The 16,366-nt window shown below is 42.0% G+C and carries 14 protein-coding genes and 1 pseudogene; 4 read left to right on the top strand and 11 right to left on the bottom strand.

All coding sequences use genetic code 11. From position 1 onward, the window contains the following. Positions 1 to 27: 27 nt before the first annotated feature. Positions 28 to 1,080: a hypothetical protein gene (locus L865_RS0101220; RefSeq protein WP_028771555.1), complete on the bottom strand. Its 1,053-nt coding sequence runs from the start codon at positions 1,078 to 1,080 to the stop codon at positions 28 to 30. Between the two features lie 540 nt (positions 1,081 to 1,620). Between L865_RS0101220 and L865_RS25385 the strand changes: the two are divergent. Next, positions 1,621 to 1,728: pseudogene (locus L865_RS25385) on the top strand (cob(I)yrinic acid a,c-diamide adenosyltransferase); the annotation flags it as partial. 343 nt (positions 1,729 to 2,071) lie between these two features. On the opposite strand, the gene L865_RS0101210 reads toward L865_RS25385, so the two are convergent. Then, on the bottom strand, positions 2,072 to 3,463 hold the full coding sequence (locus L865_RS0101210; protein WP_028771554.1) for a DUF3943 domain-containing protein: 1,392 nt from the start codon (positions 3,461 to 3,463) through the stop codon (positions 2,072 to 2,074). A 280-nt stretch (positions 3,464 to 3,743) separates the two neighbouring features. Further along, positions 3,744 to 5,498 (bottom strand): alkyl sulfatase dimerization domain-containing protein, encoded by a 1,755-nt coding sequence (locus L865_RS0101205; RefSeq protein WP_028771553.1) that lies wholly within the window; start codon positions 5,496 to 5,498, stop codon positions 3,744 to 3,746. Positions 5,499 to 6,272: 774 nt separating this feature from the next. Here L865_RS0101205 and L865_RS0101200 point away from each other — a divergent pair. Then, positions 6,273 to 6,512 carry a hypothetical protein gene (locus tag L865_RS0101200; RefSeq protein WP_028771552.1) on the top strand — a complete coding sequence of 80 codons (240 nt, stop codon included), beginning with the start codon at positions 6,273 to 6,275 and terminating at the stop codon, positions 6,510 to 6,512. An 835-nt stretch (positions 6,513 to 7,347) separates the two neighbouring features. Here L865_RS0101200 and L865_RS0101190 read toward each other — a convergent pair. The 5 genes from L865_RS0101190 to L865_RS0101170 all read right to left on the bottom strand — a co-directional run bounded on the left by L865_RS0101190 (position 7,348) and on the right by L865_RS0101170 (position 10,707). Further along, positions 7,348 to 7,734, bottom strand: coding sequence for a hypothetical protein (locus L865_RS0101190; protein ID WP_028771550.1), 387 nt, complete (start codon positions 7,732 to 7,734; stop codon positions 7,348 to 7,350). A gap of 36 nt (positions 7,735 to 7,770) precedes the next feature. After that, positions 7,771 to 8,133 (bottom strand): YgiW/YdeI family stress tolerance OB fold protein, encoded by a 363-nt coding sequence (locus L865_RS0101185; protein ID WP_028771549.1) that lies wholly within the window; start codon positions 8,131 to 8,133, stop codon positions 7,771 to 7,773. A 248-nt stretch (positions 8,134 to 8,381) separates the two neighbouring features. Further along, positions 8,382 to 9,623 carry a sensor histidine kinase gene (locus tag L865_RS0101180; RefSeq protein WP_028771548.1) on the bottom strand — a complete coding sequence of 414 codons (1,242 nt, stop codon included), beginning with the start codon at positions 9,621 to 9,623 and terminating at the stop codon, positions 8,382 to 8,384. Further along, positions 9,592 to 10,263 (bottom strand): response regulator transcription factor, encoded by a 672-nt coding sequence (locus L865_RS0101175; protein ID WP_028771547.1) that lies wholly within the window; start codon positions 10,261 to 10,263, stop codon positions 9,592 to 9,594. The genes L865_RS0101180 and L865_RS0101175 overlap by 32 nt, the downstream gene beginning before the upstream one ends. Positions 10,264 to 10,344: 81 nt before the next feature. Next, a complete protein-coding gene (locus L865_RS0101170; RefSeq protein ID WP_028771546.1) occupies positions 10,345 to 10,707 on the bottom strand; it encodes a YgiW/YdeI family stress tolerance OB fold protein in 363 nt (120 codons plus the stop codon). Positions 10,708 to 11,152: 445 nt separating this feature from the next. Between L865_RS0101170 and L865_RS0101165 the strand changes: the two genes are divergently transcribed. Next, positions 11,153 to 11,977, top strand: coding sequence for a cobalamin-binding protein (locus L865_RS0101165; protein ID WP_084632434.1), 825 nt, complete (start codon positions 11,153 to 11,155; stop codon positions 11,975 to 11,977). A 45-nt stretch (positions 11,978 to 12,022) separates the two neighbouring features. Further along, on the top strand, positions 12,023 to 12,406 hold the full coding sequence (locus L865_RS0101160; RefSeq protein ID WP_028771544.1) for an MAPEG family protein: 384 nt from the start codon (positions 12,023 to 12,025) through the stop codon (positions 12,404 to 12,406). Positions 12,407 to 12,502: 96 nt separating this feature from the next. Here L865_RS0101160 and L865_RS0101155 read toward each other — a convergent pair whose 3' ends face one another. The 3 genes from L865_RS0101155 to L865_RS0101145 all read right to left on the bottom strand — a co-directional run bounded on the left by L865_RS0101155 (position 12,503) and on the right by L865_RS0101145 (position 16,123). Then, positions 12,503 to 14,974 carry a TonB-dependent receptor gene (locus tag L865_RS0101155; RefSeq protein ID WP_028771543.1) on the bottom strand — a complete coding sequence of 824 codons (2,472 nt, stop codon included), beginning with the start codon at positions 14,972 to 14,974 and terminating at the stop codon, positions 12,503 to 12,505. Positions 14,975 to 15,341: 367 nt separating this feature from the next. Beyond that, complete coding sequence (locus L865_RS0101150) at positions 15,342 to 15,647, bottom strand: hypothetical protein (protein ID WP_028771542.1); 306 nt, start codon at positions 15,645 to 15,647, stop codon at positions 15,342 to 15,344. A gap of 86 nt (positions 15,648 to 15,733) precedes the next feature. Continuing rightward, positions 15,734 to 16,123 carry a hypothetical protein gene (locus L865_RS0101145; RefSeq protein ID WP_028771541.1) on the bottom strand — a complete coding sequence of 130 codons (390 nt, stop codon included), beginning with the start codon at positions 16,121 to 16,123 and terminating at the stop codon, positions 15,734 to 15,736. Between the last annotated feature and the right edge of the window lie 243 nt (positions 16,124 to 16,366).

Raw genomic sequence — 16,366 nt, 5'->3', positions numbered from 1 at the left:
ACTCTGTAAAATTGAATTCAGTTCGGACTAGAAGTAAATACGTGCGTATGCATAGCCAGCTTCAGGGGCTTCACCAACTCGGCCTTCAACAGACAAGACAACATCGCGGGCTGGGCGGTAGTTGAAGCCTAAGCTGGCCCACTGACGTTCTTTTCCGTATTCTGGTGGAAGTTCAGAGTAGTCATAATTAGGACCGATTAAGTCCCAGCCCTCGTATTCTTCGTGGTTTACAGAACTAATTATTTCCCAGTGTTCATTTAGATCGTATTTGGCACTGACCGTTAGGCCTTGGTTTCGGAAGGTTTGATAATCTAGGTGAATATCACCGCTTTTACGTGTCGACAAATCTTCATCTTCTAAAAAGCCATTTAACCCGATAGATAAGTCTGTCATCAGTTTCAGGCGCACACCGAGTCCAATCAGCTTTTGTTCACCGTATTTGCTAATACCGTTAGAGCCGCCACGAGTTTCTAAACCAACGACAACTGACAACGGATCAGACATCCAACCTACGTACCCATTAATGATGTCGCCTTGTAGCGCCCCACTTTTATGTTCGCCGTCGTATGAGTAGGAGGCACCGACAATGAGGTTTTCAAATTCGGCTTGGTATTTAACCGTATTTTCTTGGTCACCAGCTTCACCGGTTTCAATGGATTTGTTAAATGTAAAATCACCGAAGTGGTCGTAATCGTCGAATGCGGTGTCAGTTAAGCCGAGTTCGAACCATTGTTGATCAGTTAACACGTAACCTACGTATAGTTTGTCGATCGCTAATTCAAATTCACCGTCGCCACCAAGCCAGTTACGACGTTGGTAGTCAAGCTCTAGCCGATAAGTGAATTGTTGGCGCTGTCCGGTTACACCTAAAGTGGCAAAGCTATCATCTACGTAGCTTTTGGTGTCGTAGAATTCATCATGGTTATAATCTGCATGAGTATCAAAATGCCCACCGACACCGACTTCGCCGTACAGACGAACATGGTCACCTTGAGTATCACCATCGAGTACTACAGCGCTCACTGAACCTGCACTAAGCATAGTGACAATAGCGATTGCAATTGTTGATTTGTTTAACATTAACTTTACTTCCGATTAGCTGTTTTTCAGTCCGACCTGTAGGTCGAAATCCAAATTAAAAATGTTGTTTTATTTCTGTCTAATAATGAAAGTAGGTCAGGTAGGAGGAGAGCCTAATGACGAAATCTCCGGTAGCGTTATTACATATTTCATATATCAACCCCATCTTTATAATAATATCTGCTAACTTCTTGTTAACTTGTGCGGCGATTGTCGCAGAGTTAGGTAACAAAAAAAAGAAGAGTTGGTCACATTTAAGCTTTATAAGTATCTGTTAAACATGAATAAATTTATTTTCATTGACCGCTTATGAGAACAAGGTTTTACTTTTAGTGTTTGTGCTCTAGCAAATCAATTGCTTAGGTGAGAACGGGTGGGTGAATTTTGTAAGGTGTGATGAGCTGGAATGTAATAAATTTTTTTGCTGAGCACTAAAAATTAATCAATCTTCAGTAGTGTATTGTCAAAGTCATGTTGCGATATAACTCTATTACTGACTACGAAGGGAGTCGACAATAAAGAACCTTCTGTACCGGTTGTGATCATCATCAATTCAGGAGAGCTTTGGCGGATACGGTCAGTGAAGTGCAGCCTATCAAGCATGCGTTTGAAGCTGGGGTGAAAGCGCAAATTGGCTTTGATTATTAGGCTGCAATGGTATTGTTTGAAGCATAGGCCTGCATCAATGGCATAGTGATTGTTAAGTGTTAAGTGTTAAGTGTTCAGTGTTCAGTGTTCAGAGTGACAGATAAATGTGCATATTTTGAACTGTAAGCTCACTAGCGAATAGTGTCGTGCTTTGTTATCGCTAGAGCCTCTACGAGAGTTTGATGCTTGTTTTTATTTTGAATCCAGCAAGTCGCTGTCAGCGCTTGCAGCACAGCTTGTTTCACATTTTTTGGAGAAATGAATCCAAAAGTGTGCCCAAATTGATTGTTAAACTTTTAACTAAGGTAGAAGTTTAACAATCGCTATCAATGTAGACTGTGATTTAGTTGCTCGCACCTTGGCCAAATCGATATACGAACTGTGCATTGAGCTGCCTATCCGATTGTTTATGTTTAGCGCTATAGTGTTGCTGCCAATCAAGTTGCAAGGCCCAGTTGGCCGCAAGTTGGTAATGCAATCCCGCTCCTAGGTTTATTTGGAATGCTTTTTGGCTTAAGTCTTTGTCACGCATTGACTCGCCAAAACCGGCAGTGAGATAGGGCCGCATTGACTGCTCAGCATTAAAGTAATATTGGGTATCTAAACTGTATTGCTCAAAGGTGACGCTGTGCTGACTATGATGCTGCTTTAAATCGGCTCTGGCATAGCTTAGCCTAGTTGACAGACTTGGCGTGAAATACAAACCTAGGCTCAATGTAGGCGCCCATCCAGATTCTAGCCCCCAAGCCGAAGATGGCTGTAGCATGCTGGTACCGGCAGAGATACCGACTATAGAGTAGCTCACAGGATCACCAGTTTGTTCATGATAGCTGTGTAGATAACTGTAACGACTAATATTAGATTCAGTTCGACCGCCACCAATGCTATAGCTTAACTGCAATTTCACTTGTTTATCCGTTAAGCCGTTATCTAACTCTTGCTCCGAGATCCCGATATAACCCGTGCCGGCTATAACAATATCTTGGCCAAATAATTGGTTAACACCTCGGCCTATTGAGTCGATTGGGTCAAGGAAAAAACGCGCAGTACTGCCCATGCCTTCACTGCCCCAAACGGTACCGCCCCGAGCAAGGATCTGCTGCTCTTTGTTATACGCCCACTCTCCATAAACCCAACCAAGCACCGGGGTGACCACAATGTCTTGAATTGATGGCGTTTCGGCAAAAGCCTCAACGCCGTATTCCCAGTAGAATGTCGACATCATAAATGAGTAAATAAACGCATCCCATTGACGATAGCCAGATTTACGAGCCGCTTGGTAATAAACGCCACCAAAGTATGGGTGGCCAATATAATTAATGGCGAAATCATCGCGATCCCACACCGGACCAGAGCGAACATTATCCCACCATTTTTGCATCAACCTATCATCACTTTTATCCCAGTTGGTAATACTGGTTGGCAGTAATGTCATTGCACCCGCTACACCAACACCGTAAGCGGCGACTGATTTGGTTTGCGACCACAAACGCGCACTATCTTCACCATGTTGAGGGTTAAATAGCGAGACTTTGTAGGGCGACTCATACTGGGCCCCCTGAGAAGCTAGTTCCTCCCAACTGCTATTGGTGATCGTTGGCCGATAATAGCGCTGCCCGTCTATTGCGATATCATCAAGGGTTATATCTTCTGCGTTTAAGACCGTACTAACTAACACTGTACCTGCTACAGCAAGCGACTTTACATTGAGTTTTAATCTAAAAGAAAGTGACACTTTAATCACCTTATAAAAATGAGTAAGGCAGTCTGAAGACTAAAGAGGGGGGTTACGACTTTCATGGTCATAAAGCTGTTTTTAACGCGGTGCTGCAACGAGTAATACATATATCGAAAGCCTCAATGATGTGTCGTTTTGCCAATAAAAATTTATAGGTGCATTACACATTTTTACTGAGGGTAAATCGATGAATTAGAGAAAGTTATATCTGCTAGTTGAGTATTCCAACCACAAAAAAAGCGACCTGATTAGGTCGCTTATTCAAGTTGTTTTAAGGCTATAAAATTAAGGCCTTATCAAAATCTTTTAAAGAAGGGTCTAGTTGGCCAAAGCTTGTCTTGCCCAGTAACACGTCACTCCATTGTGCATGGGAGAGTGAAATAGTCACACCATCAATTGTCTGCTGCGCAACTTGGATAATGCCGTTTCGAAGCACAATGCTAAATGCGGCATCACTATCGTTCATGGCTAAGTTGAACTTTGCATATAAACCTTGCGCTTTTTGGGTATCAACTAAATAACGTAAGTATTCTACGTTTGATGCTATCGGCGACTTTTTCAGCCTTTGCTCATCAATCACGCCCATCATTTGGCCTAATTGCTGAAAGCTGTGTAACTCATGACCCTCTAGTGACAGTTTGCCTTCATGCAACAGCGCTTCTGATATATAGAACCCACGTGCATTTGCCGAACTGGTACGTTGTCCAAGGGCTCTTGCAGCGTCAGCTCTAAGCTGCTTTACATCGGCGTTATTTGCATCAACTGCCAATATTTGCGAGGTCAGATAAAGCGACCACTGCCAGCCATCAAGGCTTTGTTTTTGATTAGACGATTTGACCATTTCACTGACAGTTTCTACGCCGCCAAGGCTGTCTATATACTTCTTGGCAAATTCGTTAGTGCGCAGCGGATTAATATCGTAAACGTCCCAACCTTTCCAGCCCATTATGCCGTTATAAACTTGCTTTATATGGCTTTCAACTTGACCATAGATCTCTTTATCCTGTCTAAGCGCCAATGGCATATGAACAAATTCCGCTGCACCTTGTGCATCTTTTCCTAGGCTAATTGCCCGAACGGTTTGATCGTGAATGAGTTGCATCGAATCTCTAAAAGCGTGAATCGACTGCACGGCATCTTCTCGGGTTGTATTGGCTGCGCCATGAATGTCGACATGAAAATCAAAGTCGTATGACAACAGCAAATCTGCTGCCTCTACCAATCGAATTGGATCTCGGTATCTATCGCCTCTTAAGGTGTATAAATTAAAGATACCGCCATCGCCATTAATAGCATTAGTCACCATCAAGCTTTTTTCAGGAAAGTAATAGGCCACGCTATCGGTAACATCTGTAGGACTTGGCAGCACAATCACTTCTGTGCCTGCAATATGGTGTGTTTCTATCTCGTTATGTGCAAACGTAATATCTGGTGATACATAGCCTTTTTCACCTGACAGTTTATCCATGCTGAAGCCAAGTTGATTAGGAAAGGCATCAGGGCCACTCTCAGGGTGAAGCATGCCAAACTGGATCATGGCTCTCGCGTTGAAATTGCCTGCTAAGGCGCTGACACCATTGTCTGCGTGTAAGTGTTTTTCCATCCATTCATGGGCATATACTTTAGTGTTCTCTCCCATCCAGGCTTGGGTGCCAAACACATAATGCGAGTGAGTATACAAAACCGCTGCTACATCAAGGCTATCATTCAACAATTGTTCTAATGCAGCGCGTTGCTCTTTGGCCACTGTCATACTATCGCCCGTATCTACAATAACCCAGCCTTCAGGCGCTTGCACTGCGATCACATTCCCAATCCCCCAGCCTGCAATGCGATAGACACCTTCGGTAATAGGCGTAACGGTTTTTTTCTCTACATGCCAAACTTTATCGACAACCGAAGCGGGTTGGGTGGTGACAGCGCCGTTTTTCATTGTGATAGGTTCGTAGTTCAACGACATATTGTACTGATCTGCTACGGCAAAAAATGCCGTTGTAATTAATAAGCCGCTACCTATGATTTTTGAATACATGTATGAAACCTTCTTTGTTGGACCTGAGATCGTTTAAATCTGCTTAGTTGCGTCAATTAAACTCACTAATCCAACTGAGGTCGACGAATTAGAGAAAGTCATTTGTGCTAATTCACTTGCTGTAAAGCCGTTTCTAAAATGTGGTCAACATGGTTTATATCAACCGGTAGCCCCTATAAAACAATGGCTTATTGTGAGGTGGTATAGTGTGTTTTAGGCCCGTTTAAGGGTGATACCATCGTCATTGCGGGACGTTTTCAGGCCGGAACCTAACGCCTGTCCGGCGAGGAGTGTGCAGCTACTTCTGCGAGACGCCACAAGCACCTCCATGTGGGCTCTGCGATGAGTTCTAAGGTTGAACCTTCAAAGTCATCTAACGCCTGTCCGGCGGGGAATGTGCAGCTACTTCTGCGAGACGCTGTAAAGCCATCCATGGCCGCTTTAAGGTTTCATCCATGAAACCGAAACTCGCAGCCGCATCTACACCTAGATATTTTATCTCTTCGATTTAGGTTTTATTAAAATCCCCAAGCTTGTTATATGACTTACTTCTGCCCCTTAATGTGTTGGAACAGTAACTATTTCATAAATTGCTTTATCACATTTGCCATACCTGAATTAATGCATTAGGTAAAATAAAGACCTGACCCTATGACCTACTTTGTGAGTTAGCTGATAATTCTATAAACTCAAGAACATCTAGATTTTTTATTGCCATTTCATGCTAAGAGTGCTAAGTATTAATTAGGTTCTACTAGAATAGGCGACTAGCTTATGAAGAGTGATACCGAAGGAGTTAGTGTTTTATTGATGTTTGCTTTTGCTCTTCTAGGGGGGGGCTTTGTAGTTCTAGTCGAGAGTGAGTTGTTGGCGACACAACTCGTTATTGCATCTGTATTTATTGCTAACATAAGCGCAATTTACAGCAAAAAACTACAGTGCATTAAAGATAAGATTCGTAATCTTACAGCATCATTTTTATTTGGAGCACTAATAGGAGTAATTATTGTGTAAAATTAAGGAATTACAATGACAGGAAGTGTCAATAATGAGAGGTATGTTAATCTGGTTAGGAATAAAAGTGGACTGATAAAATCTTCTCGAAGCATGATAAGAAAAAAGAAAAGCCATCAGGCCAGAAGAATAGCAAAGGGAGATGTAAGGGCTATTATAAGGGCGGCCAAAAATAGGATTCACGGATCTATTGATAAGCAAAAAAGAGAAGACCTGTGTAAATTACTGTGCGAGTTTAAGAATAAACTGAGAAAAAGGTCGCTCGGTCAAACTTATAACGAAATCATTAGCTGGGCTATTTCAGGTATAGTCGGAATAATTGATACTGCGAGCGGACTAATTATCAGCTTTTTATGGATTCTTCGTGAGAAACTTGAATCCGTAATCTGCCCATGCCTACTTGACGAATCTTGTCATAGTCAGTCCTGCCTCTCTCTTCGTTAGGGTTCCTCAAACCTAGCCAGGGACCTCACGCCGCGTTGCTCTAGTTATTAGGCCTTTGCAAGCGGCGTCAGCACATACTAAATAGCTATGACCTCCCTAATCAATAACACATAAGTTAGATCTTAAGCTCCTACTTGATAAAGGGCGCAGAGAGAATTAGTGCTTCCAAATAAACTAAGATAATTTTTCTAGTCATTTTTGGTTTAATTAGAATCGATGCTCTAGCACGTTTCTGCCCCAAAACGAGTTAGATACGTTTTGAAGTTGTGTCCAATTTTCTATTGACCGACACATTGAAATGTTTGACTTTCATTTTCTAGTTGAGATAAAAATGGAAAATATTAAACAAAGCATATTTTCCATTTTATGTAGAAGGAAGCTTATTCTACTTTTACTCAATACTCTCATCTTCTTCTACATCAGTTTCATTAATATTTTTAACACTACCTTGAATTTGTAAATTTGTACTCTCAACTGCGGAGTTAACATTACTTTTAAACTGCTCTGCATGGCCTTGAATTGTCTCGTCAGTTTTACTCATTGCCGATTCAACATGGCCGTGAATTTCAATGATGTTACCTTCAATAGTTTTTTCCGTATTTTCTACAACTGATTCAATGTTGGTATGTACATTCTCGATTTGGGTCTGAATTTTTATTAAAGAGTCATCCTCTAATGCGTTATAAATATCACTACTATAAGTAACTAGTGCATATATAGTCAGACCGATAAGCCCAGCTAAACTTACAATTACGGATGCTAAAGTCTTAATTATCATGTCCTTATCCATAATTTTTATTCGTTCAGCTAGCATTTATTGATTGATTAATAACGAGTCAGCATCAATCGAAATTTGTTTCCATTCTTTATCTACTTCACCAACGATGGTAATTATTGTTTCTGGGGTCACTGCTTGGCCATGAAATAAATGATTGTCAATTTCAACTTGAATCTCACCTGTTTCATCTTTAAATAGGTAATTTTCATCTCCTTGCGTCGAAACAATATGGCCTGTAATTGAAACCAAGGTTTCGTCTTGTGCATCTTGAACTTGTAAAACTGTTAATTGGGGAGCAGAACTAGGGCCTTTAAATCCACCTTGTTGAATAGGTGTAATGGCTGCAAAGCTAATGCTAGAAAACATAGCAATTGGTAATACACATAATTTCTTAAACATAATTTTTCCTCACAAAATAAGTCGCTCAATAATGGCAGGTTGTTAACTTACTTATTACGACCAAGTAAATTAATATGTGGGCATTATGCAGGTAAAGGTGTGAAGAGAACGTGAAGGTATTTTTTATATTCAAATTAAGTTTAAAATAATTCAGCAGAGTAGATTTACTCAATTTAAGGAAGGTTAAATGTTTGAAGAACAGGATACTAACAATAAAATATTAGCTAATATTTTATTGTAGGAACAACTTAAAATTGTACAAAGGCTATAAACTCTTCTCCCGTATCTTTACTAGTAAATATCCATCCCATTCGTTCGCACACGCGCTCAACAATCACCAAACCACAACCATAGCCTGCTTGATAAGTTTCGTTTCCTTGATGACGATTCGTGATGGTCAATTGTCGCTGTTGTAGGCTGACTTGAATATCTGCAACGCTGTAACTAAATGCATTTTTAATGAGGTTATTAATCACAATAGAAACAAAGGAAGGTGGACACTTTATTGTGGCTGGTTGATGTAGATGTAAGGAGTAATCTAATCCTTGTTTTAAAAATAAAACCTGCAATTCATCGAGCTGTTTTCTAACAGCATCTTCAAGCTGAACCTCTTTAAAGTGTGCTTCTTCAATTGATTCCTTACCTAATAATAAAAAGGCTTCTGATAATACTTCCATGTCTTCGCAGGCCTGTTGTACGCGTTTAATTGCTTTTTGTGCAACAGGCAGCTGGTTGGGCATTTTTGCTAATAACTCAGCAGAGCCTTTGATCACCATGATTGGTGTGCGTAACTCATGAGATGAAAAGCGACTAAACTCGGTTTCTCGTTGGAAAAAGCCTTCAATATCCTTTTTATTCTTAATAAAGGTTTGTTCTATATGGCGTGTTTCACGATATTTTGTTTGTAGTTTAGACATCTGTTGGTTAGGTTTCATTAGCGTGATTTTTTGCTCTATGGCGAGTAATGGCGAAGATATTAAACGCATAAAATAGAAATTGTAAATCACCACGCCCAATGCAATAAATAAACCGAGGAATATAATATAGGTATGTAGACTTTCTTCATATATATCTAAAAAATCATCGGCATCTTTTTTAAAGACAATATACATCAACCCCTTACCTGAAGGGTGGTTTGCGATAATAAAGTGTTTGTCTTCTGAGCCTAATAAGTGCTCATTAAAACCAATCTGCTGGAATGGAGCTAACCAATCAGGTACTTCACGTTCTGTCCAATAAGTATCAAATTCAGCGGTGTTGGGCAGCTTGGTAGCTAAACCATAGATGGCATATTCTTTCTCGTAACGATCTAATTCAGTATCTAGCCAATGATGCAAACTAATCACTTCAAGTTTGCTTTCAGCAAGATAAACAGTTGAGCCGAAAAAACAAAAAATAACCAACAATGAGATGCTTAAATGGCGTCTTATGTGGCGATAAATGCTCGGATATTGTTTGTTATTCTGATTTAAGTCGGAAGCCTTGCCCATGAATAGTCTCTAGTCGGGATTCATTTTGCCCTTCAGCAAGTTTAGTGCGCAAGCTATATACATGACTTCGCAGTGCATCACTAGAAGGGCTTTCATCTCCCCATATTGCTTGTATGACTTCTTGTCGACTCGCAATATTAGGAGCTTTTTTAAGTAACACTTTAAGAATGGTTAATTGAGTTGGACTCACTTTAATCATTTTACCAGCGCAATTCACTTCACCACTTTTAACATCAACACTGATATCCGCAAAGCTCAATTGGCCAATGTTTTGACGTACACCACGATGGGAAAGAGCATGTAAACGTAAACTCAATTCTTCTAATGCAAAGGGCTTTACTAAATAGTCATCACCACCAGCTTTGAAAGAAGCTATTTTATCTTCAAGCTGATCCTTAGCGGTTAAGAACAAAATAGGTGTATCACAAAATAATTCTTCTCTTAACTTTTTAACCGCTGTAATGCCATCCATTTTGGGCATCATAATGTCCATGATAATGGCATCATAGTGATTATCTTGCACTAATTGTAAGGCTGCTTCTCCATGATAAGCAAAATCAATGGTCATGCCTTCAAGTTCAAGATAATCAGCAATTGTTTCTGCGACACTATGCGTATCATCCACAATTAATATATGCATTTTAGCACCTTCGTAATACAAACTTATAAAGTTGAATGATAAATAGTTACCTTACGAAAGATGCATGCTTGAATCAATCTATTATAAATTGATTGTTAATGCATCTACATCCACTGAACTATCGCTCCAATCATTATCGACTTCACCAACAATTGTCACTAACATTTCAGGTGTTACAGTCTGGTTTTTAAATACATGGTTATCAATTTCAACTAGGATACGGCCAGTTTTATCTTCAAACCAGTAATCTTCTCCACCATTTGAAAGTACAATATGACCAGTTAAAGAAACAGTCGTATCATCTTTTACTTCTAACGCTTGTTTAACTGACAATTCAACATCTGTATTTGGTCCTGAAAACCCACCTTGTTGTGTAGGTTCATAATTAGCAAAACTAAGGCTTGAAAATAAAACAAGAGGTAACACGATTAATTTTTTAAACATGGTTTTTCCTTAATAAATCAAGTGGGTAGTACAAAATTTTATATTAAGTAACAGAGTTTTTAAGTCTCGTGCTGCTCAATGTGTAGCTACTATATCGATTAAGGTGTGAAGAGAGTGTGAAGGAAAATCTGATATTTGTATGCTGATTTAAATAGGTTGAATAAAAGGAAAAGGTCAGTTTCTGAGATTCTAAGTTGCCCATAAATAGCTTACTGTCTCTCATTCTGCTAGCTAACTTCAGAGGTGCTGTTCTAACACGTTTTTGTCCAAAAGTGAGCTAGACAGTGCTAGTGTCTTAGCCGTAACAAAAGAATATCTAGCTGCTATCGTTGATGAGTCCTGCTAGTGAAGTCTAACCTCCTCCCTCTAGCCATCAGAGCTTCAATTAGCGATACTATCCTGCTGAAGTCATAGAAAAATTAGCCCGATACAACCAAGGATTGAGATGAGATTAGTGATACAGTTGTGCTGTGCGGCATTGCTCATAAGCAGCGGTGCAGTGCAGGCAAGCAAACCTGCGGAGAAAATTATTGCCCTATCGCCCCATGCGGTTGAGATGCTGTATGCCATTGGGGTGGGCGATAAGATTGTTGCCACAACCGACCATGCCGATTATCCGGCTGACGCCAACAATATCCCTCGTATTGGCGGTTATCATGGTATTCAAATAGAGCGGGTATTAGAGCTTAACCCAGATCTTGTGGTGGTGTGGGGCAGTGGTAATAAAGCCGAGGAGATAGCCAGAATTAAGTCGTTGGGTTTTCAAGTGTTTGATAGCGACCCTAAGTCTTTAGAGGCGGTTGCCGATGAGTTGCTGGCCATGGGTGAGCTTACCGGGGCACAAACTCAAGCCAAGGCGGTGGCTGATGAGTATCGTCAAAATTTACTGTCGCTGCGTCAAGACAACGCATCAAAACCAGCAGTGGATGTGTTTTATCAGTTGTGGTCGACCCCATTAATGACGGTGGCTAAAAATAGCTGGATCCAGCAGATTATTGCGGTGTGTAACGGCAACAACGTGTTTGTTGATAGTGATAGCGATTATCCACAAGTCAGTATTGAAAGTGTGTTGTTAAAACAGCCGCAAGTTATCTTGCAAAGTCAGGATGAGGGCAATATCTTAGGCGTTAATTGGCAGCAGTGGCAGGATATTCCTGCGGTGAAAAATGGCCATATTTACCAGCTAAATGCCGATATTTTGCATCGTGCAGCGCCACGGGCAATTCAAGGTGTGGAAGTGCTCTGCGAGGCGCTGGATAAAGCGCGTTAACTTTTTGCTAGATCACCAATAATAATACAAAGGATTGAGAAACTGATGACAACATTATTAATTTGCTTGTTTATTGCGATGTTATTGCCTTATTTAGCCAAGGGCCCTGTTGCGGTGGCAATGGCTAAGTTAGGGGGCTATGACAATAATCACCCGCGTGAGCAGCAAGCTAAACTAACCGGTTTTGGCGCGCGAGCGGTTGCAGGCCATCAAAATGCGTTTGAGTCGTTGCTGATATTTGGTTTGGCTGTCGTGGCAGTGTTAGCCACAGGTAAGGTTAATGGTGTTGCTGAAACTGCCGCCATTGTGCATGTCATCGCCCGTGTGGCGTACCATATTTTGTACCTGATTGATAAAGGTACTTTGCGGTCTTTGTCTTGGTTTGTGGCCATTATCGCGTCATTTACCATTTTATGTCAGGCATTTTAGTGGCTGAAGTTGGCAGTAAAATTTAAGATTTGATACCAAAAGCCCCGCTGATAACAGTGGGGCTTTTTTGTCGTGCTATCTTAGGCTAAAACCGCATTAAAGCTGGTAGTTAAAGGTCAGCTTAGCGTTACGTTCTTCGCCTGGCATGCCTCCTAAGAACATGGCTTTGTTGTAGTAGCTTTCGTTGAATAGATTGTTAACGTTTAACTGTAGTTGCCAGTTATCTGCTTGATAGCTAATCGCGGTATCCATTACGGTGTAGCTCGGCACATATCCATCAGGAATGCCAAATGAGCTCGAATTGGTACTGCGCTCATCAACATACTGCGCCCCTAGGCTAATGTTTAATGGGCTGGCAAGCGAGAACCAATCAGCCCCATAGGTGACCCAGGCGCTAGCGGTTACATAGGGCACGCCTTTTTGGCGGGTATCATAGCTGCTGCGAGTGGGATCTTTCTTATCCCGTGCATCTTGATAAACGCCATTGACGTTAACTGACCATTGCTCGTTAAGGTAAGCGTTTAGATCAAGTTCTACGCCGCTAGTTTCTTCGGCGCCATCATTGAAGTATTGCGCAACATTGGGCGCTGACACGCCTTCTTCCCAGTCTGGGTTAGTGTAACGTAGGTTAGTGCGCTTACTCTTAAACAACACCAATGACGCCAGCAGTTGGTCATCAAAGGCTTTGTAGCGGATACCTAGATCGTCACTGACAGACTCAGAATCTGGGCGATCATCTTCGCCATTGATGCTACCTAATATACTGTAAGCGGTTCTGCCCTTTGAGTGGTTAACAAACAGTGACAGATCATCGGTTGGCATGTAAGTCACACCTAAGTTATAGGTGATGCCGTTGTCAGTCGTATCTTGTTCAGGCGTGGGCTCTGCTGCACTGGCACGGTAACGTGCGTCCACCCCTAAATGCTCATATGATTGCTTAATTTCGTTAAATGCAACACCGATACGGGTGGTAAATCCATAACCTAGGTAACCAACGTGCTGCACGCCCACGCCCCAGGCATTGACGGTTTTGTTGTAGTTGCTCGTAAGCAGTGGGTCATAGTCTTCAAAGCTGCCTTGGCCCCAGTTTGGCTGGCGAATATCGTAGATATAAGGATGTTTACCTTGATACAGCACTGCACCGTTCTTATCTTTGATTATCTTATCAGCATCGTAAATAGAGTATTGCTTAAAGCTAATGGTGCGATCTTCAAAATTAGCGTTAAGCAACAGCTCGTTATCAATGCCGCCCAACTCGAAGTCATAGCGTAGATCGGCAAAGTACTGCCAAGAGGTTTCATCGGCTTCCACTTTTCGGTATTCCTGACGGCGGGCAGCAAAGGGGTAGAGCACGCCGTCTTCTACTAGTGGGCCGCGTGGGTCGGCGTTGATGGTGCCACTGCGGTTCCAGTAGACATAGTTATAAGCCCCCGTTTGTCGTGCAAAACCCGAGGTATAATCGCGGTATTGTAGCTGCTGATTTAAGAATAGGTTGTCGTTAAAGTAGATGTTGTGGGTCAGCTTAAAACGCAGCTCTTCGCCTTCGTTGTCTTTAGCGATAGGTGAGATAATCCCTGCGTCGCCAAAAGCGTAGGGCGTAAGGCCATCGCCGCTTGCTAGCGAGTCAGCAAGCTGCTTACGCTGCGCTTCAGTGAGGTTAATGCCATTGCCGTTAGGGTCATTAATCAGATCTTCCCAGCTCACTTGATCAGCGGCTTTGCCATCAACAGAAGCAGCATTAAAAATTCGGATTGGGTGGCCAATGGAGTCAACAGCGATAGCATCTTTAATATAAGATGCGGACAACATAATATCTTGGGTATCGTCGAACACATATTTTAGCGAGGTGTAGATTTCATCGCGGTCGGTACCAATATCACGATAGCCATCACTGCGGGCCGTTTTGCCCACGATGCGGTAGGCTAAGTCGTCTGTAATGCCACCGGTGCTATCAACTGACAAAGCGTAGGCATCCCATTGGCCAACCTCGACGCCGATATCATGTCTAGATTCAAATTGGGGTTTCTTTTCTATCAGATTGATCACCCCGCCAGCGCTCCCCATACCATATAAACCGGTTGCTGGTCCCTTTAGTACTTCGACAGATTCGACATTAGTCAGCGAGCGGGTGGGGTTAAAGCTATTGCCAAGCCCGGCACCGCCATACATGCCATCAAAGGTATAGTTAGCTCCCAGTCCACGAATGACTAGGTTGTCGCCAATACCATAGTTATTGCCCGCTTGGGTAACACCACTGATATTACGCACCAAGTCTTGCAAGCTATCGGCCCCTTGCGCGTTAATCAGTTCTTCATCCACGATCACCACCGCGGCAGGCGTTTCCATAAGCGACATATCAGATTTTGTCGCCAAGCCTGAATTCATCACCACGTGGTTTTGTCTTCCATAGACAGTAATATGTTCCACATCCTTGTTTTTCTCTGCTTCTGCTTGGCTTACGCTCGCTGCGTTCTCGGCTGAGACATCGGCTTGTTGTGCCAATACTCCTGCAGAAGAAAAGCTTGCGGCACAGGCGACTGCAAGTAGCGAAAAACGAAATTGTTGCATAAGTTAATACCCCTCATCATTATTGTGTGGAGAATGATAATTATTCTCGTTCGCATTGCAATAGATGTTTCTGTGCTTGATACAAATTTGAGAGGTTTGTTATGTTTTTTAGGGTTTTAGCGAGGCGATTTACAAAGTAAATCTTGTTTATATAGTGTTAAATGCTTAATTTTGCTTAAAGTTTATGCAATGTCAGCATCGTATCGTAAACACGTAACAAGGGAGTAATTGCAGTTAGCTGTTCGACTTAATCGTTTAAGCGATGTGCGCCTTTTAGAACAAAAGGCGGCATAGGTTAGGCTAACGTTTAGACAAGAGTTAAGACAAGCTAGTGACTGTGGTATGGCCGTATCATCAGATGATTTCTTTATGCAAGTTTGAAAAAAACAATACTACTCACCAGTACAAGCACCACATAGCCGAGAAACAACTTGCCAGCTTGACGATGTTTAGTCGCTAAAGCGATAACTTGGCTATTATTAACCTGTTTAAGTTGCTCATTGGCCGATTTGGAGACAAAAACCATAGGCAGCTTTAACCCTTTAGGTGCACCGAGCTGTTGCCAGATGGCCGGCTCGAATTCTCTCACAGCTTGATAATAGCGGTATTCTGCTACAACTGATCGCAGCATAAGTACCGCCCATAACACAGCAATAATACTGATAATCCACATGTCTCTCCTTGACGCCGTTTTACTAGAAGCTAATTAAGTAAAAGCCATTAACAAGCATTTTGCAATGGTAGTGATGATGTGGTTCGTTAATTTGGCATTTGCTGAGCATAGTAAAACACCGCAATCAACATGGGGGTATATAGCAAGATACCCAGTGCCATGGCGATAGTATGAAAGCGACAGCTGTTGAGCTTGGCGCTGTATTTAAGCTTGGGTGAGTATCGTAAGCTTAATAGCGAAATGATCACATAGAGCGCTAACCAAGCGTACCAAAATTCGGCAAATAGCATTGGAGTTTGCTGTAAGAAACCGTAAAAACCGCACAGTCCCACTAACATGAACAGTGCATTGGCCATCTCTTCAATTTTAACGATGCGCGGGCTGTTGTCTCGTCCGCTGATGTACTCATAAATTTTAACTGGAAAGGGCAAAATGAGCAGCGCGGCGATTATCCAAAATGACAGTGTCCAAAACATCAATAAATCCTTTTATTTGTCTGTAGGTAGCTAAACTCGTTCCTATAACAATATGGGGGTGCATCAGTTGAGATTAAAGGCTTACTTTGTGCCTTTACAGCATGCTTGCGTCGACATCCTTAACCTTAATTTTTAACGCTACTTCAAGGGCTTATCTCTGCTCGAACTCGCCTGTTGTCCGCCATCCCCATATAGCGTCCGCTTGCAGGTTGTCCGCCGTCCCCATATAGCGTCCGCTTGTAG

The organism is Shewanella waksmanii ATCC BAA-643, assembly GCF_000518805.1.
In the GTDB taxonomy this organism is placed as follows: Bacteria; Pseudomonadota; Gammaproteobacteria; order Enterobacterales; family Shewanellaceae; genus Shewanella; species Shewanella waksmanii.
This window is presented reverse-complemented; position numbering and strand designations above follow the sequence as displayed.

Excerpts from the sequence above, each read along its gene's own strand:
- L865_RS0101175 (WP_028771547.1), bottom strand. The coding sequence starts at position 10,263 with ATGCATATATTAATTGTGGATGATACGCATAGTGTCGCAGAAACAATT.
- L865_RS0101165 (WP_084632434.1), top strand. The coding sequence starts at position 11,153 with ATGAGATTAGTGATACAGTTGTGCTGTGCGGCATTGCTCATAAGCAGC.
- L865_RS0101185 (WP_028771549.1), bottom strand. The coding sequence starts at position 8,133 with ATGTTTAAGAAATTATGTGTATTACCAATTGCTATGTTTTCTAGCATT.
- L865_RS0101145 (WP_028771541.1), bottom strand. The coding sequence starts at position 16,123 with ATGTTTTGGACACTGTCATTTTGGATAATCGCCGCGCTGCTCATTTTG.
- L865_RS0101205 (WP_028771553.1), bottom strand. The coding sequence starts at position 5,498 with ATGTATTCAAAAATCATAGGTAGCGGCTTATTAATTACAACGGCATTT.
- L865_RS0101220 (WP_028771555.1), bottom strand. The coding sequence starts at position 1,080 with ATGTTAAACAAATCAACAATTGCAATCGCTATTGTCACTATGCTTAGT.
- L865_RS0101160 (WP_028771544.1), top strand. The coding sequence starts at position 12,023 with ATGACAACATTATTAATTTGCTTGTTTATTGCGATGTTATTGCCTTAT.
- L865_RS0101150 (WP_028771542.1), bottom strand. The coding sequence starts at position 15,647 with ATGTGGATTATCAGTATTATTGCTGTGTTATGGGCGGTACTTATGCTG.
- L865_RS0101155 (WP_028771543.1), bottom strand. The coding sequence starts at position 14,974 with ATGCAACAATTTCGTTTTTCGCTACTTGCAGTCGCCTGTGCCGCAAGC.
- L865_RS0101180 (WP_028771548.1), bottom strand. The coding sequence starts at position 9,623 with ATGGGCAAGGCTTCCGACTTAAATCAGAATAACAAACAATATCCGAGC.
- L865_RS0101200 (WP_028771552.1), top strand. The coding sequence starts at position 6,273 with ATGAAGAGTGATACCGAAGGAGTTAGTGTTTTATTGATGTTTGCTTTT.
- L865_RS0101190 (WP_028771550.1), bottom strand. The coding sequence starts at position 7,734 with ATGATAATTAAGACTTTAGCATCCGTAATTGTAAGTTTAGCTGGGCTT.
- L865_RS0101170 (WP_028771546.1), bottom strand. The coding sequence starts at position 10,707 with ATGTTTAAAAAATTAATCGTGTTACCTCTTGTTTTATTTTCAAGCCTT.